The sequence below is a fragment of the Desulfobotulus sapovorans DSM 2055 genome, from assembly GCF_059569355.1.
Genome location: NZ_JCANVJ010000002.1, coordinates 289387 through 304794 on the forward strand (window position 1 = coordinate 289387; position 15408 = coordinate 304794).

Consider the following 15408-nt stretch of genomic DNA (forward strand, 5'->3'; position numbering starts at 1 on the left):
ACACCCAGAAAAACAATGCATCCAGAACCCTGTATTTTCCTCCCCAGTTTTGTGATCCCGCTTTGCAGCAAAAAATGTAAAACCCGTATAACCGCTCAGAAACAAACAAAAAAAGTATTGGCACTACCACCACACGCCGGCAGAATTCTTTGTGCAGAATCTATCTACAGGACTGCTGCCGTCTGCATAAGGTGATAAAAATGTACGGATTCCGTTCTTGCCACCCTTTTCCACACCCGTTACCAGGGAGTCTGCCATGAAAACAAAAGAAATCCGCATCCCTCTCCAGAAACGTATTTTTGTGCGTATCGTCAGTACGGTTCTGGTGCTGACCACTCTGATCCTCATGGTCATGGGAGTCTGGCAGTATGGGGATGCAAAAAAACATCTGGAAAAAGGCCTGAATGTGGATGCGGATCTGGCCATACAGCGCATGGCCCTGACACTTCAGGAACCGTTGTACAACTTCGACATGGCCCAGGCCGAGTCCATCCTCCGCTCTGAAATGCAGGATCTTCGCCTGCTGGCTCTGGCCCTTTCCGACGGCACCAACCAGAAACAGATTCTCCTCCTGGGACGTGGCAGTGCGCAGAAGGTGGAAAAAATTGACAAACTCCCGGAAACCCGCCGTTTCCAGAGACAGGCCCCCGTTATACGGGGAGAGGACACCCTGGGGAATCTCACCATCCTCATGGATCCGGCATTCTTCCATGAAAGTCTCCGTCAGATTCTGATCAATACCATTGTGACCATTCTCTCCCTCAACGTCCTTCTTCTCATTCTCATGGCCTTCAGCCTCAGGCTCATGGTCTTTCAGCCCCTGGATCAGATGATCCACGCCATCCGGGATCTGGCCGAAGGGGAAGGGGATCTCACCCGCCGTATTTCCGAGAAAAAAGGAGATGAACTCAGCCTTGCCGCCCGCTGGATCAACCTCTTCATCTCCCAGATCCACGGTATCATGGGACGTATACGGCAAAACGGCAACAGCCTCACCGCTTCGGCATCGAGCCTTCTCGGCATCTCAGAAAAAATGGCAAAGGATGCACAGCATTCCGCCGAACGGGCCACAGCCGTTGCCCATGCAACGGGTGAAATGAGCAGAAGCATGGACAACGTGGCTTCTGCCATGGAAGAAGCGGCCACCAACACCTCCATGGTCGCTGCCGCTGCTGAAGAAATGACAGCCACCATCGATGAAATTTCCAACAATACGGAAAAAGCCCGCAGTACCACACAAAATGCCGTCAACCGCTCCGACGGGGCTTCCGGGAAAATGAGTGAACTCGGTAAAATTGCCGTTGAGATCGGCAAGGTGACGGAATCCATTTCGGAAATTTCGGCCCAGACCAACCTTCTGGCCCTGAACGCCACCATCGAAGCCGCCCGTGCCGGAGAAGCCGGCAAGGGCTTTGCCGTTGTGGCCGCTGAAATCAAAACCCTTGCCACCCAGACCACCACCGCCACGGAAAACATCCGCAACATCATCGGTTCCGCCCAGAGTATCATCCATGAAGCCACAGGAGAGGTTCGGGAAGTCAGTGAAGCCATACAGGCCACCAGTGACATTGTCAGCGTCATCGCCACTGCGGTGGAGCAGCAGTCGTCCGCCACACGGGAAATTTCCGGCAACGTTCTCCAGGCAGCCCAGGGCATTCAGGAAGTAAACGAAAACATGGCCGCCATGAACGGCTTTGTCCGGAGTATCCGGCAGGATATCGAAGGTGTGGATGCCATCAGCAAGGAAATGAACCGCACAAGCAGCGAAGTGAACGACAAGGCAAAGGAAGTTTCCGCCATGGCCGGAAACCTCCAGGAGCTTATTGGCCGTTTTGTCCTGTAATCACCTGAAAAATAAAAGTCAGAAAGGAACAGATCCCATGAAGAACACGTCCCTTCTTTTCGTGGCCCTGCTGGCCATAGCCTGCCTTGCCCTCCCCGCATCCGGAGAAAGCCTCAAGGGGGCTACCCTGAACTGGGAACCCTATATCGGAACCGAGATGCCCAGAGAAGGCTATGTGGCCGAGGTGGTCAAGGAGGCCTTTACCGCAGGAAACTACAGCACAAGCTTCCAGTACATGCCCTGGGCCAGGGTGGTGGCCATGTCCAAGGCAGGACAGTTCGATTTTTATTTTCCCGAATACTATGCGGAAGAGCTGAAGGAAGATTTTCTGGTCTCCGATCCCTTTCCCGGAGGCCCCCTGGTCTTTTTCCAGAAAAAGGGCAGCAATATTACCTACACCAAACTCCAGGATCTCAAATCCTATAAAATCGGCGTGGTACGGGGCTATGTAAACACGCCGGAATTTGATAGCGCAGACTACCTCAACAAAGAAGAAGTCACGGAAGATCTGCACAATTTTCTCAAACTCCTGGCGGGCCGCATCGACCTTGTGGTGGCGGATAAATATGTGGGACTGCACCTCCTCCGCAGCCAGATCTCCGACAGGGCCCAGGAAGTGGAAGTGCTGGAGCCGCCCCTTGGACTCAACGATCTTTATGTCTGTTTTCCCAAAAAAACCAAAGACGCGGAAAAAAGGCTCAAAGCCTTCAACCAGGGCTTAAAACAGCTTAAGGAATCCGGTCGGCTCCAGAAGATCATGAGCGATCAGGGCTTCTGATTTTTTGTCTCCTGCGCTCTGCCATGTTTCCCTTACAGGGAATCCCGTTTTTCACCTGCACCTTGAGGATTTCAGCATCTCAGAATCATTTGGGTTTACTTTCCGGGGGCAAGTCGCCCCCGGATTTTCCCTTCCCCCCCTATCCCAAGGAGTCCCCCATGCGCATTCCCCCTCTTTTTTTCACACTCAGCCTCTTTGTCCTGTTCACCTTCTCCCCCGTCCATGCCGAGGAGGTCTGGAAAATCACCTCCCTCAACTGGGAACCCTATTCGGGAGCGGAGATGGCCTCCCAGGGGAACTCCATTCAAAAACTGCGGGAAGTCCTGAAAAAGGAAGGTATCCGTCTTGTGGTGGAATTCTACCCCTGGGCCAGGGCCCAGCACCTTGCTGCAACAAAGGAATATGTGGGATTTTTTCCGGCCTGGCCCGAAGAAGTTGGGGAAGGCTTTGTGGGATCTTCCCCTGTGGACTGGTCAGAGATCGGTCTTCTGAAGCGCTCCGGAGAGACTGTCACCTTCCAGAACATGGATGAGCTTTTCAGGAACTACAAGGTCGGGCTGGTGGGAACCTATACCTATCCCAAGGAAATTGAGGATGCCGCCCAAAAATATCCCGCCAATGCGGACAGGGCTCCCCATGAAGTTTCCCTGCTGCAAAAGCTCTCCCAGAAACGCCATCCCGTTGCCATCACGGATCCCAACGTCATGATGTTTCTTGCGGAAAAAAACGGTATCCACAATGTGGAGCCCGTTCAGGTACTCATGAAAAAAGAGCTGGTTGTGGCTTTCCGGAATGGGGAAGACAACAAGGCCCGACGACAGCTTCTGGAAAAAATCCTTAAAAACCCATAAGCTCCAAAATGATTTCCGGATCACAGGAAACCCTGAGAACCAGGACTCTCCTGTGATCCGGAACGCTGTATTCCTCCCCGCCTTCAAAGCCAGCTTCCTCCCTCCCTGTAAACCTGTCTGTCCCCCGGCTCAGATGGAAATGGGCTGACACCGCGCTCCCCAGTTCCCTGGCTGTTCATCAAACACCCCGGCACAGGGCTTGCCACAATGCCTGCACCATCCCTGCGGCCCAAGCCCCCAGTCCGTGATGCGGTACCCTTCCCGGCCAATCAGCCGGGTTTTGCAATGGGGACAGAATGTGGCACTTCGCTCCGGATCATGGACATTGCCCAGAAACACATGGTGCAGGCCCTGATCCAAGGCCCTTTTCCTCGCCCGGATCAGGGTGGCATGGGGGGTTCGTTCAAGCTGGGTCAGTTTAAAATCCGGATGAAAAGCGGAAAAATGAAGGGGGACATCCGGCCCCAGATGTTCCACAATCCAGGCACACATGGCCTCGATTTCCGCGTCCCCGTCATTGCAACCAGGAATCAGCAGGGTGGTCAGTTCCAGCCACAGGGAAGTTTCCTGCCGGAGATACATCAGGGTCTCCAGCACAGGAGCCAGGGAGGCACCGCAGTATTTCCGGTAAAATTCTTCGGAAAAAGCCTTGAGATCCACATTGGCCGCGTCCATGTGGCTGAAAAAATCTTCCCTGGCCCTTTCATGGATATAGCCTGCGGTGACGGCCACGGAAAAAATCCCCGCCTCACGACAGGCCTTTGCCGTATCCATGGCATATTCCAGAAAAATCACCGGATCATTGTAGGTATAGGCCACACTGCGACAGCCGTGAATCCGGGCAGCCTTGGCGATGGCTTCGGGGCTGGCCTTCGCCATGAGTCTGTCCATGCTCCGGCAGCGGGAGATATCCCAGTTCTGACAGAAAGAGCAGCTTAAATTGCACCCCGCCGTTCCAAAGGACAGCACGCTGCTTCCCGGATAAAAATGGTGCAGGGGCTTTTTTTCAATGGGATCAATGCAGAATCCACTGGAGCGTCCATGGGTGGTGAGGACAATGCCCTCCTTTTCCGCCTTTCGCACAAAACACCTCCCCCGCTGCCCTTCCCCGAGGCAACAGCCATGGGGACACACCCTGCACTGTATCCTGCCATCGTCCAGTCTGCGGGCATAAGCCATCAACTCCTGCATAGGCTGCCTCCTTGATCTAAAGCGATGCAAGTCTGCCGGGAAAGGCTTTCAGGAAAACTCCTCTGTGGTATAGCGTTCCACATGCAGATTCTGAGAAACAGCGGTGGGGGAAAGTCCCGCCTTGGCCTTCAGATGGGCCAGAAACTGCACCGGATCCGGAAGCTGTTCCCATACGCTGGGAAGGAAGGTGGCCTGATGCCTCCCGTCCCTGAGAATCAGACCATCCACTCCCGGCCGGAGCTGGGCCAGAAGATCCGCCTCGGATACAAAGTCCATGGGTTCTGAAGGCGTCAGGACAGAAATCTTCACCGTGAGACCGGGCAGATCCGAAGCCTGTACGGGCTGAAAACGATAATCAAGAAAAGCTGCGTTGTAGGCGTTTTCCATGACATCAAGGGCCAGGGGCCGGTGGGCAAGAAGAGAGCCGATGCAGCCCCGAAGCCGCGTTCTCTGAAGCAGGGTAACAAAGGATGCCCCTTTTCGGGAAAGTGTGGCGCTCACAGCTTCTGCATGTTTCTGATCCGGCTTTTCCCCGGCCACCCCCCTTTGGAGGGTTTCATGGGCAAGGCGGACAAGGATCTGTTTTTCTTCGGACGTCAGAAAGGAGGGTGTCATGGCGAATTCTCCGTAAGTGCCCAGGCCCCATAGCCCACCACACGCTCCCTGTCCCCCGCCGTATCTCCGGAATTGCAGAGTCCCAGACGGTGGACGGAAAGCCCCCGGTTTTTCGCTGCACAGAGAAGCCCGCGCAAAGGATAGACACCACAGGCGGTTCGGGGCATGATGGCTGTGATATCCATTGCCTCAATGGCCCTTGCCGTCTCCGCATCAATTCTCTGTGCCGTTTCGTAATCATGGTAATGGCTCAAGTCCGAACTCACCACGATGAGGGTTTCCTCCCCTCCCCAGAGATGTTCCACAACCCGTGCCACCTCAGGAGCCGGGGTTTCCCCCACCACCATGGGAAGCAGAATGAAATCCTCATGCAGCACTTCCTGCAGAAAGGGCAGATGCACCTCCAGGCTGTGCTCCAGAGTATGGGCGGCATCCAGAGCCTGCACCCAGGCAAAGTCATTGACCAGGGATCTGAGGGTATGGGTCTCCAGGGCGATGTCTCCCAGAGGGGTGGCAAAACATGTGGCTGTCGGCACGATGAGTCCCTTCACATAGACCCTGTGGGCAGGGCCAAGCAGCAGCACCCTGCGGATACGCTCCCGCAGCGGAAAGAGGGTTTTATATGCCATGGCCGCCAGAAGGCCGGAATAGGGATAACCCGCGTGGGGAACGATGAGCGCCTTTGGAGGGGGGCCTTCAAAAAGGGCTGCCCTGTCGAGAAGGGAAAGCACTTCCTCTTTCAGTCTGCGGGGATCTCCGGGATAGAACATGGATGCTACAGCCGGAGGACGAACGTGGGGGGGGGACGGGTTTTCCATAAACACCTCCATTCAGAAAAACGGAAAAAAGGTGGAACAGGGAAAAGCACAGTAAACACTGTATAGCACAGAGCATACCCCACCACAATGCATGAAAAAAGGAAAAAACTCCCAAAACCGAACAAACAAGGCATATCGTCAAAAATCGCACTATTCGTCAGACAGAGAACAGAAATCCGGCCTAGGCTTCACGCAGGCCAGAACTTCCGAAATCCGTTCAGGTGCAGGAGTGTGTCCGGCCATATCCGGGTCGGTCTCCTCCGCAGCTTCCCTTTCGTCCCATGCAAAATCCCAGCTTTTTCATGCGGCTGCGCAGGGTATTGGGATGCAGCCCCAGAAGGGCCGCCGCCCCATTTTTTCCCGCAATCCGTCCTCCCGTCTCTTCCAGAACCAGGGCAATATGTTTTGCCATGGCCGCATCGAGAGACAGCCCTTCTGAACGTCCTTCAAACCTTCCGGACATCTCCCCTTCGCGGTTTTTTTCCGGCAGGGCCGGAAAGGCCAGAGGTCTCCCCTGACAGAGAATCAGTGCCCGTTCCACCACATTCTGCAATTCCCGCACATTCCCCGGCCAGCCATAGGCCATGAGGGCCTCCAGCCCCCCAGGGGCAATATCCGGCCTGTAGGGAAGGTTCATTTCCTCGCACTTCACCCGGATAAAGTGATGCACCATGGCGGGGATATCCTGCCGCCTTTCCCGCAGGGGAGGAATATGCAGGGGAAAAACATTGAGCCGGTACCAGAGATCCCGCCGGAACCCCCCGGAAGCCATGAGGGATTCCAGGTTTCTGTGGGTGGCGGCCAGAATGCGTACACTGGCCTTGCGGGTACATGCCCCGCCCACCCGTTCAAACTCGCCACTCTGCAAAACCCGCAGCATTTTCACCTGAGCGTTGGGGGGCAGCTCCCCGATTTCATCAAGAAAAAGGGTGCCGCCGTCGGCCCGCTCAAAGCGTCCGGCCATGGTTTCCAGCGCACCGGTGAAGGCCCCCTTTTCATGGCCGAACAGCTCGGAATCAATGAGGGATTCGGGAATGGCTCCGCAGTTGACCCGGATAAAGGGCCCCTGGGATCTGCGGGAAAGGGAATGAATTTCCGAAGCCACCACCTCCTTGCCCGTACCCGTCTCGCCAAGGAGAAGCACCGGGCTGTCCGTGGGGGCCACATGGGAAATCAGCCTGCGTACCTCTTTAAGGCCACTGTCCGCACCGATCATCACATTGCCCGCCATATGCCGTGCATCCCGCTGCAAGGCCCGGTGATCCCGCACCAGATCCATGTAGCGCAGGGCATTGGACAGGGCGATGGCAAAGGGTTCGTTCACCTCCCGTACCAGGGCGGCATGGGTTTCATTGTAATGATCGGCTCCCAGAGCGGAAAAGGTCATATTGCCAATGAGGGTTTTCTGGATTTTCAAGGCACAGGTCATACTGCAGAACTCGCCGATTTCCATATGTTCCAGAGCCGCAACCCCCGTGCGAACGGTACGGAGAATCTCCTGATTGATGGGATGGGTGTGATCCCGGATCCAGGGCGTGGTGTCAAAGCGGGATTCCGTCTGCCAGGACCGGATGGATTCCCAGGCGGTATCGGACAGGGGGAAGGACTCATCCAGGAGAAAACCTCCGCCTTCATAGGCCAGGGCGATCACCCTGGAACGCCTTCTTTCATACTCATAGAGGGTAATAAAAAGGGCATCCAGGGGTAAAAGTTCTTTCATGTACAGAAAAACCGCATGCAGGGCCTGATCCAGATCCAGACTGCCGCAGATGCGGCGGGTGACTTCCCGAAAATGTTCATGGGTGATGGACACCATATTTCGTTCCTTTCACGAAATCCCGTGTAAACAAAAACGACATTTCGTATATCCCGTCTCCCCTTTCCTGACAAGCCTTGATTTCATTTATAAAATCGTGATGGCACAGGACTTGATAAGCAAAGAGGTGTTCACAATAAAAAAACCTACACCAACGGGGAGAATGTCATGAACATGCAGGCGCTTTACCAGTCCAAACGTCGCAGTCTTCAGGAGTGTGTGGCCCATGTCCGGTCCGGAGATCAGATTGCAGCAGGTCCCACGTCCAGCTTCCCTCTGGAGCTGATCAACGCCCTTTCCGCAAGGGAGGACATCCAGGATGTACAGCTTTATTCCGCCATGCTGGTTTTTCTTCCCGATTTTCTGGGCCCGGCACAACTGGGCCGGATTCACTATCACTGCCCCTTCATGGGGCCTGTGGAACGTATGTGCATGGCTTCCGGCGTCATCACCCCCGTCAGTGTCCATTTCAGCCGACTGTCCGATTTTTTCGAGTCCCAACGCTTTGATACCATTTTTCTTGAGGTTTCCCCTCCCGATGCCCAGGGCTTCATGAGTATCGGCCCCTGTGCCCCCATGGTGGGAACGGGTACCGTCAGAACGGCAAAGCGGATCGTGGCACAGATCAACCCGAAAGTCCCCAGAGTGTCCGGCCCGGAAGTCCGGCTTCACCTTGACGACGTGGACATGCTCTGTGAGGTGGATCGTGGCCTCTTCGAACTGCCGGACATGACGCCGGATGCGGAAGAAATCGCCATTGCCGGACACATTGCCCCCCTGATTCCCGATGGTGCCACCCTTCAGCTGGGTATCGGCAGACTGGCCAATGCCGTGGGGGATCTGCTGGATGGTAAAAGGGACCTCGGGATTCATACCGAAGTGCTTACCCCCTCCATGGTGAACCTCTTTGAAAAGGGCGTGATCACGGGAGTCAAAAAAGAACTGCATCCGGGAAAAATTCTCTGCTCGTTCTGTGTCGGAAGAAACCGGGATTATGACTTTCTGGAAAAAAGCGGCGTTGTGGAAATGCACCCCACCCACTATATCAACAACCCCTGGAGAATCGGCCAGCACAGGAATTTCATTTCCGTAAACAATGCCCTGGCCGTGGATCTCACGGGTCAGGTGGCTGCGGAAGCCCTGGGCTTTGCCCAGTTCAGCGGCACAGGCGGACAGCTGGATTTTGTGCGGGGTTCCCAGCTCTCCGAAGGCGGGAAATCCTTCATTGCCCTCAAGTCCACGGCCAAAAAGCATACCCTCTCCCGCATTCAGCTTTCCCTCGATCCCGGCACCGCCGTCACCACCCCCCGAAGCGATGTCCAGTACATTGTCACGGAATTCGGCGTGGCGGATCTTTCCCTGAAAAGCATACCGGACAGGGTGAAGGCCCTCATTGCCATTGCCCATCCCGCCTTCCGGGAAGAGCTGAGCCGTGCTGCCGTGGAGGCTGGACTGATCCGGATCCGGAACCTGGGACGCATTGACTCTGCGGCCTGAAGTACTTTCAAAAGATTTCTGATTGCCTTCCTCTCCTGAGATCCGTATGATCCCCGGCCAGGAAAAGAGGAGGGCAGGAAGATATGAAAGAGCTTACGGGCATCATCGGTTGTGGCAGGGCAGGTACCCACCTTGCCTTTCATCTTCAAAAGGTCGGCTGGCCCCTCTGCGGGTTATGGGACAAAGGGGAGCAGTCGGCAAGGGATCTGTGCAGTCTCACCGGCCTTCCCCTTCTTCCACCGGAAGCCCTGGGAAAAGAGGCCGATATTCTGGTGCTGGCCCTGCCCGATGACCTGATTGCCCCCACCTGTACGGATCTGGCGGCAAGGGGGGTCTTCCGGCCCGGACATACGGTGTTTCATCTGAGCGGCTCCCAGCCCGCAAGCCTGCTTCAGACGGCCGCGGATGCGGGGGCCGTTATCGCCTCCCTTCACCCCCTGCAAAGTTTTTCCGGTACCCTCAACCCGAATCAGCCCTTCAAGGGCATTCTCATGGCCGTGGAAGGAATGCCCGAAGCCGTGACCCTGGGGCTGCGCATGGCAGACCGTCTGGGAGCACGGGGGATAAGCATCGCAGCAGAAAGCAAGGTGCTCTACCATGCCGCAGCTGTGGTGGCTTCCAACTATCTGGTCACCCTCATGGATTTTGCCTTTGACCTTCTTGCCGCATCGGGCATTGAAGGAGAAAATGCCATGGCCTTCCTGTCCCCCCTGGTATCCGGCACCCTCGCCAATCTCCACGCCCTGCCGCCGGAATCTGCCTTAACCGGCCCTCTGGTGCGGGGAGACAGTGCCACCCTTGCCCGTCATCTGGAAGCCATCTCCACGGAACGCCCCGGACGTGCGGCCCTGTACCGGGAACTGGGACGGGCCACCCTGGAACTTGCGGTGCGGGGAAACCATCTCACCCCGGACAGCATGGAAAAAATCAGGGGGCTTCTGGCATGAAGCAGGCCATTTATGTGGATATGGATGATGTGATCACGGAAACCACCCGCCAGTATCTGGATGTGGCCCGCAGGATGTTCGGCAGAACCGTTCTCTATGAGGACATCCGGAACTTTGACCTGAAGGCCTCCTTCGGGCTTACGGACGACCAGTTTGCTGCATTTTTCTCAGAGATCCATGAAAGGCATTTCCTTGAAAATCTGCCTCCCGTTCCCCATGCCCTGCCCTCCCTTGCACGATGGCGTGAAAAAGGTTTTGCCATTCATGTGGTGACAGGTCGCCTCACCGCTGCCTACACGGCATCCGTGAACTGGCTGCGCCATAGGGGGGTTCCCATGGATGCCTTTGTCATGGTGGACAAATACGCAAGGCCGGACATGAACCCGGAGATCAGTATCCCCCTGAAAAGCTTTGACACGGAACCCTTTGCCTTTGCCGTCGAAGATTCCCCAGCCACAGCTCTTTTCCTTGCAGCAGAAAGAAAAATTCCCGTTTTTCTCATGGACAGGCCCTGGAACCAGGGAATCCGCCACCCCGGTATCCAGAGAATTTTTTCCTGGCAGGATATTCCGGATTCCGGATGCTCCTGCCCCTGATCCCGCCGGTACAGCCAGTCCCACCTTGTATAATTTCCCCATGCAGTATAAGAAAAGGCAAGCCAGAAAGCCACATTCCGGGGAAGAACAGATCCCAGGGGTCTCTCCGCCGAAAGGCTTCGTAAAATCCGTGTGAACAACTGAAAATACACATCTTTTATCCACCCGAAAAAAAGGAGTCTTTCATGTTGCGTCACCTTTTTCTTTTTCTTTGCCTCATCCCTTTTACCTTTACCGGATGCGGCGGACTGACATGCCCGCCCACAGCAGACCTCAAGCAGCAGGAAGCCATTGAAGCCATGGCTGCGTCCATCGCCTTCAATAAACCCAGATCCCTCAATACCCCCGGCCATGTGCGTATTCCCCTTGCCAAAGGGCAGTGGGTCACCACCCTTACCCGGTACAAGGCTCCCAACGGTGACCGCAGCCTGAGCACCACCAAGGTCATTGATGTGGAGGGAGATCTTGTCACCCTTGAGGTGGAAAATTATACGGCTTCCGGAAACGCCGAACGCAACCTCACCCTGGTACAGCTTGCGGGCTACCCCATAAACCTTCCCCTGGGCCCGGATCAGGAAGCCCTGAATGCGGTTACCGGAAAAACCCGCATTGTCCGCATGGTCACCCAGGCGGGCAGCAACCCGCCTTCTGAAATGCCTCCCATGGCCCTGCAATTCGCCTCCGGTCTCATGCAGAAATTCATCAATCCGGCCATCCGCACCACAGCCATGAGCACCCGGCCTGCGGAAACCCCCTATCTGAAGGCAAGGGATGCCAGGGAGTTTGACGTGCAAGTTTCTGTCATGGGGATACAGGAAACGGGAAAAACCCAGGCCCATGGTGGCGTCCCCATCAGCAGCCAGATGCTCTATGAGAATGGGGATCAGGTAAGCTATACCATCGCCTATGACATGAAAGGGGCAGAGCAGCGCCTCTTTTTCCCCGAAACCATGCCGTAAGTCCATCCCTTACTGAGGAAGAGAGAACCATGGCAAGAATCATTACCGTGAGCAGCGGCAAGGGCGGGGTGGGAAAAACCCATATCAGTACCAACCTTGCCCTGCATCTTGCCCAGCTTGGACACAAGACCTGCCTCATGGATGCGGATCTCGGCCTTGCCAATGTCAATATCCTCTTAAAGCTCCATCCGGAAAAAAATCTGAAAGATGTCATGCTGGGTACCACCCCCCTGCGGGAAATCCTCATCCACACCCCCCAGGGGCTGGATATCCTTCCCGGAGCCTCGGGCATTGAGGCCATGACCCGGCTGCATGAAGAACAGTTCCAGCGTCTCATTCAGGAATTCTCCACCCTGGATGCCTATGACTATTTCATCATTGATACGGCAGCGGGTATCTCCAGAGATGTGCTGGCCTTCTGTCTTGCGGCCTCTGAGATCCTTCTGATCCTCACGCCGGATCCTGCCTCCCTGACAGACGCCTATGCCCTGCTCAAGGTACTGCACCTCAACGGTTTCCAGAAACCGGTACTGGTGCTGGTCAACAGTGCGACAAGCATGGACCGGTCCCGTGAAGTGCTCCTGAAGCTCATGACGGCGACCCGAACCTATCTGGATATGGAACTCCTCCCCATTGGCATGATCCCCAGAGACAATGCCGTTACCAACGCCCTTGCGGAACAGATGGCCCTGATTCTGTCCTACCCGCAGTCCCCCGCATCCAGAGGAATCCGGAATGCCACCCAGAATCTCATACGAAAAAAAGAGGCAAAGCCCGAGGAAATGCTTCCCCAGGCTTTTTTCAGAAAATTTCTGGATTTTTTCTCCAGCCCGCTGAAAAAATATGCCCCCAAACCCCCTGCCGAAGCAAGGCAGCCGTCCGGTCATTTCCCGGAAGCCGAAAAGCAGGAATCGCCCTCCCCTGCCCCTGTGGCTCCGGACAGAGAAAGATCCGCACCGGAACCCTTTGACGAAAAGCCCGCTCCCTCCGTGGACACTCCGGAAAAAGAGGACGCCCCCCCGGCGAAGGATACCACAACGCCCGCCACAGCACCGGCTGTCCGGGATACGGCGTCTCCCACGGAATCGGAAACAGTCCTTTCTGCGAAGGAAGTTCCGCCAGCACCACTATCTCCGCCACCCGATACGGCAACCCTTCTTCTCGAAACCCAGAACCTGCTGCGTGAGGTTGTGGGCAGCATCGCTTCTGTGGCCACAGAGCTGAAGGAAATGCGGGAATTTTTTATCCGGACCCAGCAGGCAGCCCTGCAAAACGACTCCAGACTCCCCGTGCTAACACCTCCGGAATCCCCCAGTCAGAAGGAACGTCATCCCCTGACGGACAGGGTTTCCTCCTATCCCATGTTTCAGACCCTCTCCGAAGGAGAAATTCAGGAAGTGCTGGGCCAGCTTGCCTTCAAAGTCTTTCCTGCAAACACCACCCTCCTGCATCGGGGCGACACGGGAAAAAACCTCTTTATTCTGGTTTCCGGAAAGGTCGCGGTGCTGGACGCAGAAGGGGGCATACTGGACACCATGGAAGGCGGGGATGTTTTTGGAGAAATGAGCCTGATCAGTGGAGAACCGGTCAATGCCACCATACGGGCCATGCAGGAGACCCAGATGCTGTACCTGGACGGCAGAGCCTTTATCCGCATGTTGCGCACCTATCCCGCCATGCAGATGTATTTCGCAAAACTTCTCAGCCAGCGTCTCACCCACAGGCTGCAAAAAGCCAATCTGGCCCGCAATGAAACCCCAGGCTCAGGGCTGTCCGGTTCCCTGGCAGCCACCCCCATCCCCGAACTCCTTCAGATGCTGAAAATGGGAGACAAAACAGGTCTGCTGGCCTTTGCCTTTCCAGGAGGAAAAGCGGCCATTTCCCTGATCCATGGAGAATTGGTCGCTGCACGCTATGGTTCGGACAGGGGAAAAGAAGCGCTGTACAAGATTCTGCGGGAAAGCGAAGGGCGTTTCGTCTACTCAAGGGAGCTTCCCCGTGAGGATCAGGACAAAAAACCCATGGGCCATTTCATGAAACTGCTCATGGACGGCATCAGCATGATGGATGAGGAAAGGGCGGAAAGCCCACATCCTCCCTGAGCAGTTGCTCAGAGCCAAATGTGCATGGCATGGAACGCTTTGCGGGCTTTCCGGAAAAGGATCGCCGGATGCTGGAGCTGGTGGCGGAAGAGGCTTGATTATCTCTCTCCTGCCGCCTATGAGAAACAATGTTTCGAAGGGCAGCAGGCTGCTTAAGTATTTGGGTGTCCGCTATTGACGACCGACCCCACCCCCCCTCACTCCAGCGGTTTCAGATCCGCTATTGACATCATCGGTGGGCTGTTCCGGTAAGAACTGCTGCAAAGGCAAAACCTGCGGCTGCATGGCTGAATCAAAGTGACCATCAGAACATTTTTTATGTTGGCACATTATTTGCTGAAGCCTTAGATAAAGTAAGGGGCAATGGAAACCTGATTTACCGGATATCAGATTTTAGCTTCCAAGAAGCTCCAAAATAACCGGAGGATTTAAACAAACGATGAATCTGGAGTGCAACCACTGAAATGGGAGAAAAAAATGGGAGAAAAAAAACGGACTTTCATTGGTTTGCTGAAAAGATTTTCTATGCTTATTTTTTGGGTTTCCTCTCTGGTGTTGCCTACAAGTACTCAGGCCGGAGACAGGATCACAGCCATCGGAAACGACGTACAATCCTATTCTTGTGAGATCAGAGAAAATTTCCTTGGAAATCTTGGTTCAGCTTTTGATTCATGGTTTTCAGGGAGAAAGAGGCCTCAAAATGGCGTTGTACACAGTCTTGATGATATCCTAACCGTATCGGTATATCTGGACAAAGATGTTCGGTATGTCGCATATCTTAACAGTTCGCGCAGATACCTCTATCCCGATCCCCTGAATGAAATAAAAGACAACCCGAGCAACAACAAATCCATTATTTTTTGTGGTCATGGAGCAGCTGCGGCGGACAAAAAGGCCTGCGCCACCTGGTTCATGTATAATTCTTTGAGGATGAAAGGTGCCTTTAGTAATGTAGACAGGGGAATCTTTGACATGGGCACAACAGTTACATGCAGGGAAAATTAAAACCTGCTTTGATAAACATTTTTACGGTATCATGCCAAAATTCGTAACTACTCCAAAAGTCCGGGCAGCGTGAATAGAAACAGAGAAACAGGTTCAGCGAGGGATCGAGTCAGCGACAAGGCGTGGCAGACAGGAGATGGCTCCAAGGTCATGGATCCGATCATAGAGGAAATCCCAGAAAGAGAGGCCATGTTTCTGGCAGGTTTTCTTGAGGCTGAGAAATGTATCCCGACACTGGCGGCCTAAATCGCTCCGGGTCGTACCGCTGATTTTTCTTCTTTTGACATATTCCCTGATATCCCTCTCGCTGAGATTGTTGTGAAGGGGGAGGACTGGAAACTCCAATACGAGAAGCAGTTCGGACTTATTGGCCGCGATCCGCCGGAGGGC

General features: G+C 54.9%; 14 protein-coding genes. 9 read left to right on the top strand and 5 right to left on the bottom strand.

Going from position 1 to position 15408, the window contains the following annotated elements; translation table 11 throughout:
- The first annotated feature begins 256 nt into the window (after positions 1-256).
- The 3 genes from BR04_RS03975 to BR04_RS03985 all read left to right on the top strand — a co-directional run bounded on the left by BR04_RS03975 (position 257) and on the right by BR04_RS03985 (position 3472).
- A complete protein-coding gene (locus tag BR04_RS03975; protein WP_496354696.1) occupies positions 257-1843 on the top strand; it encodes a methyl-accepting chemotaxis protein in 1587 nt (528 codons plus the stop codon).
- Positions 1844-1880: 37 nt separating this feature from the next.
- Entirely contained in the window at positions 1881-2621 is a 741-nt protein-coding gene (locus BR04_RS03980) for a substrate-binding periplasmic protein (RefSeq protein ID WP_496354697.1), read from the top strand.
- A 158-nt stretch (positions 2622-2779) separates the two neighbouring features.
- Entirely contained in the window at positions 2780-3472 is a 693-nt protein-coding gene (locus BR04_RS03985; RefSeq protein ID WP_496354698.1) for a substrate-binding periplasmic protein, read from the top strand.
- A 129-nt stretch (positions 3473-3601) separates the two neighbouring features.
- Here the strand turns inward: BR04_RS03985 and amrS are convergent, their stop codons facing one another.
- The 4 genes from amrS to BR04_RS04005 form a co-directional block, all read right to left on the bottom strand.
- A complete protein-coding gene (amrS, locus tag BR04_RS03990) occupies positions 3602-4663 on the bottom strand; it encodes an AmmeMemoRadiSam system radical SAM enzyme (protein WP_496354699.1) in 1062 nt (353 codons plus the stop codon).
- Between the two features lie 48 nt (positions 4664-4711).
- Positions 4712-5278, bottom strand: a complete 567-nt coding sequence (amrA, locus tag BR04_RS03995) for an AmmeMemoRadiSam system protein A (protein ID WP_496354700.1) — start codon at positions 5276-5278, stop codon at positions 4712-4714.
- On the bottom strand, positions 5275-6096 hold the full coding sequence (gene amrB / locus BR04_RS04000) for an AmmeMemoRadiSam system protein B (RefSeq protein WP_496354701.1): 822 nt from the start codon (positions 6094-6096) through the stop codon (positions 5275-5277). Before amrB ends, amrA begins: the two co-directional genes overlap by 4 nt.
- A gap of 217 nt (positions 6097-6313) precedes the next feature.
- Positions 6314-7912, bottom strand: a complete 1599-nt coding sequence (locus BR04_RS04005) for a sigma-54 interaction domain-containing protein (protein ID WP_496354702.1) — start codon at positions 7910-7912, stop codon at positions 6314-6316.
- Between the two features lie 168 nt (positions 7913-8080).
- On the opposite strand from BR04_RS04005, the gene BR04_RS04010 reads away from it, so the two are divergent.
- The 6 genes from BR04_RS04010 to BR04_RS04035 all read left to right on the top strand — a co-directional run bounded on the left by BR04_RS04010 (position 8081) and on the right by BR04_RS04035 (position 15018).
- Entirely contained in the window at positions 8081-9409 is a 1329-nt protein-coding gene (locus BR04_RS04010; protein ID WP_496354703.1) for an acetyl-CoA hydrolase/transferase family protein, read from the top strand.
- 83 nt (positions 9410-9492) lie between these two features.
- Positions 9493-10356: a Rossmann-like and DUF2520 domain-containing protein gene (locus tag BR04_RS04015; RefSeq protein ID WP_496354704.1), complete on the top strand. Its 864-nt coding sequence runs from the start codon at positions 9493-9495 to the stop codon at positions 10354-10356.
- Complete coding sequence (locus BR04_RS04020; RefSeq protein WP_496354705.1) at positions 10353-10952, top strand: 5' nucleotidase, NT5C type; 600 nt, start codon at positions 10353-10355, stop codon at positions 10950-10952. The genes BR04_RS04015 and BR04_RS04020 overlap by 4 nt, the downstream gene beginning before the upstream one ends.
- Before the next feature lie 185 nt (positions 10953-11137).
- The gene (locus BR04_RS04025) at positions 11138-11911 is read left to right on the top strand and encodes a hypothetical protein (RefSeq protein WP_496354706.1); all 774 of its coding nucleotides are present in this window, start codon (positions 11138-11140) and stop codon (positions 11909-11911) included.
- A gap of 29 nt (positions 11912-11940) precedes the next feature.
- Positions 11941-14013, top strand: coding sequence for a cyclic nucleotide-binding domain-containing protein (locus BR04_RS04030; RefSeq protein ID WP_496354707.1), 2073 nt, complete (start codon positions 11941-11943; stop codon positions 14011-14013).
- A gap of 477 nt (positions 14014-14490) precedes the next feature.
- Positions 14491-15018 carry a hypothetical protein gene (locus tag BR04_RS04035; RefSeq protein ID WP_496354708.1) on the top strand — a complete coding sequence of 176 codons (528 nt, stop codon included), beginning with the start codon at positions 14491-14493 and terminating at the stop codon, positions 15016-15018.
- 93 nt (positions 15019-15111) lie between these two features.
- On the opposite strand, the gene BR04_RS04040 is transcribed toward BR04_RS04035, so the two are convergent.
- A partial coding sequence (locus BR04_RS04040; RefSeq protein WP_496354709.1) for an IS66 family transposase occupies positions 15112-15408 on the bottom strand: 297 nt, incomplete at its 5' end.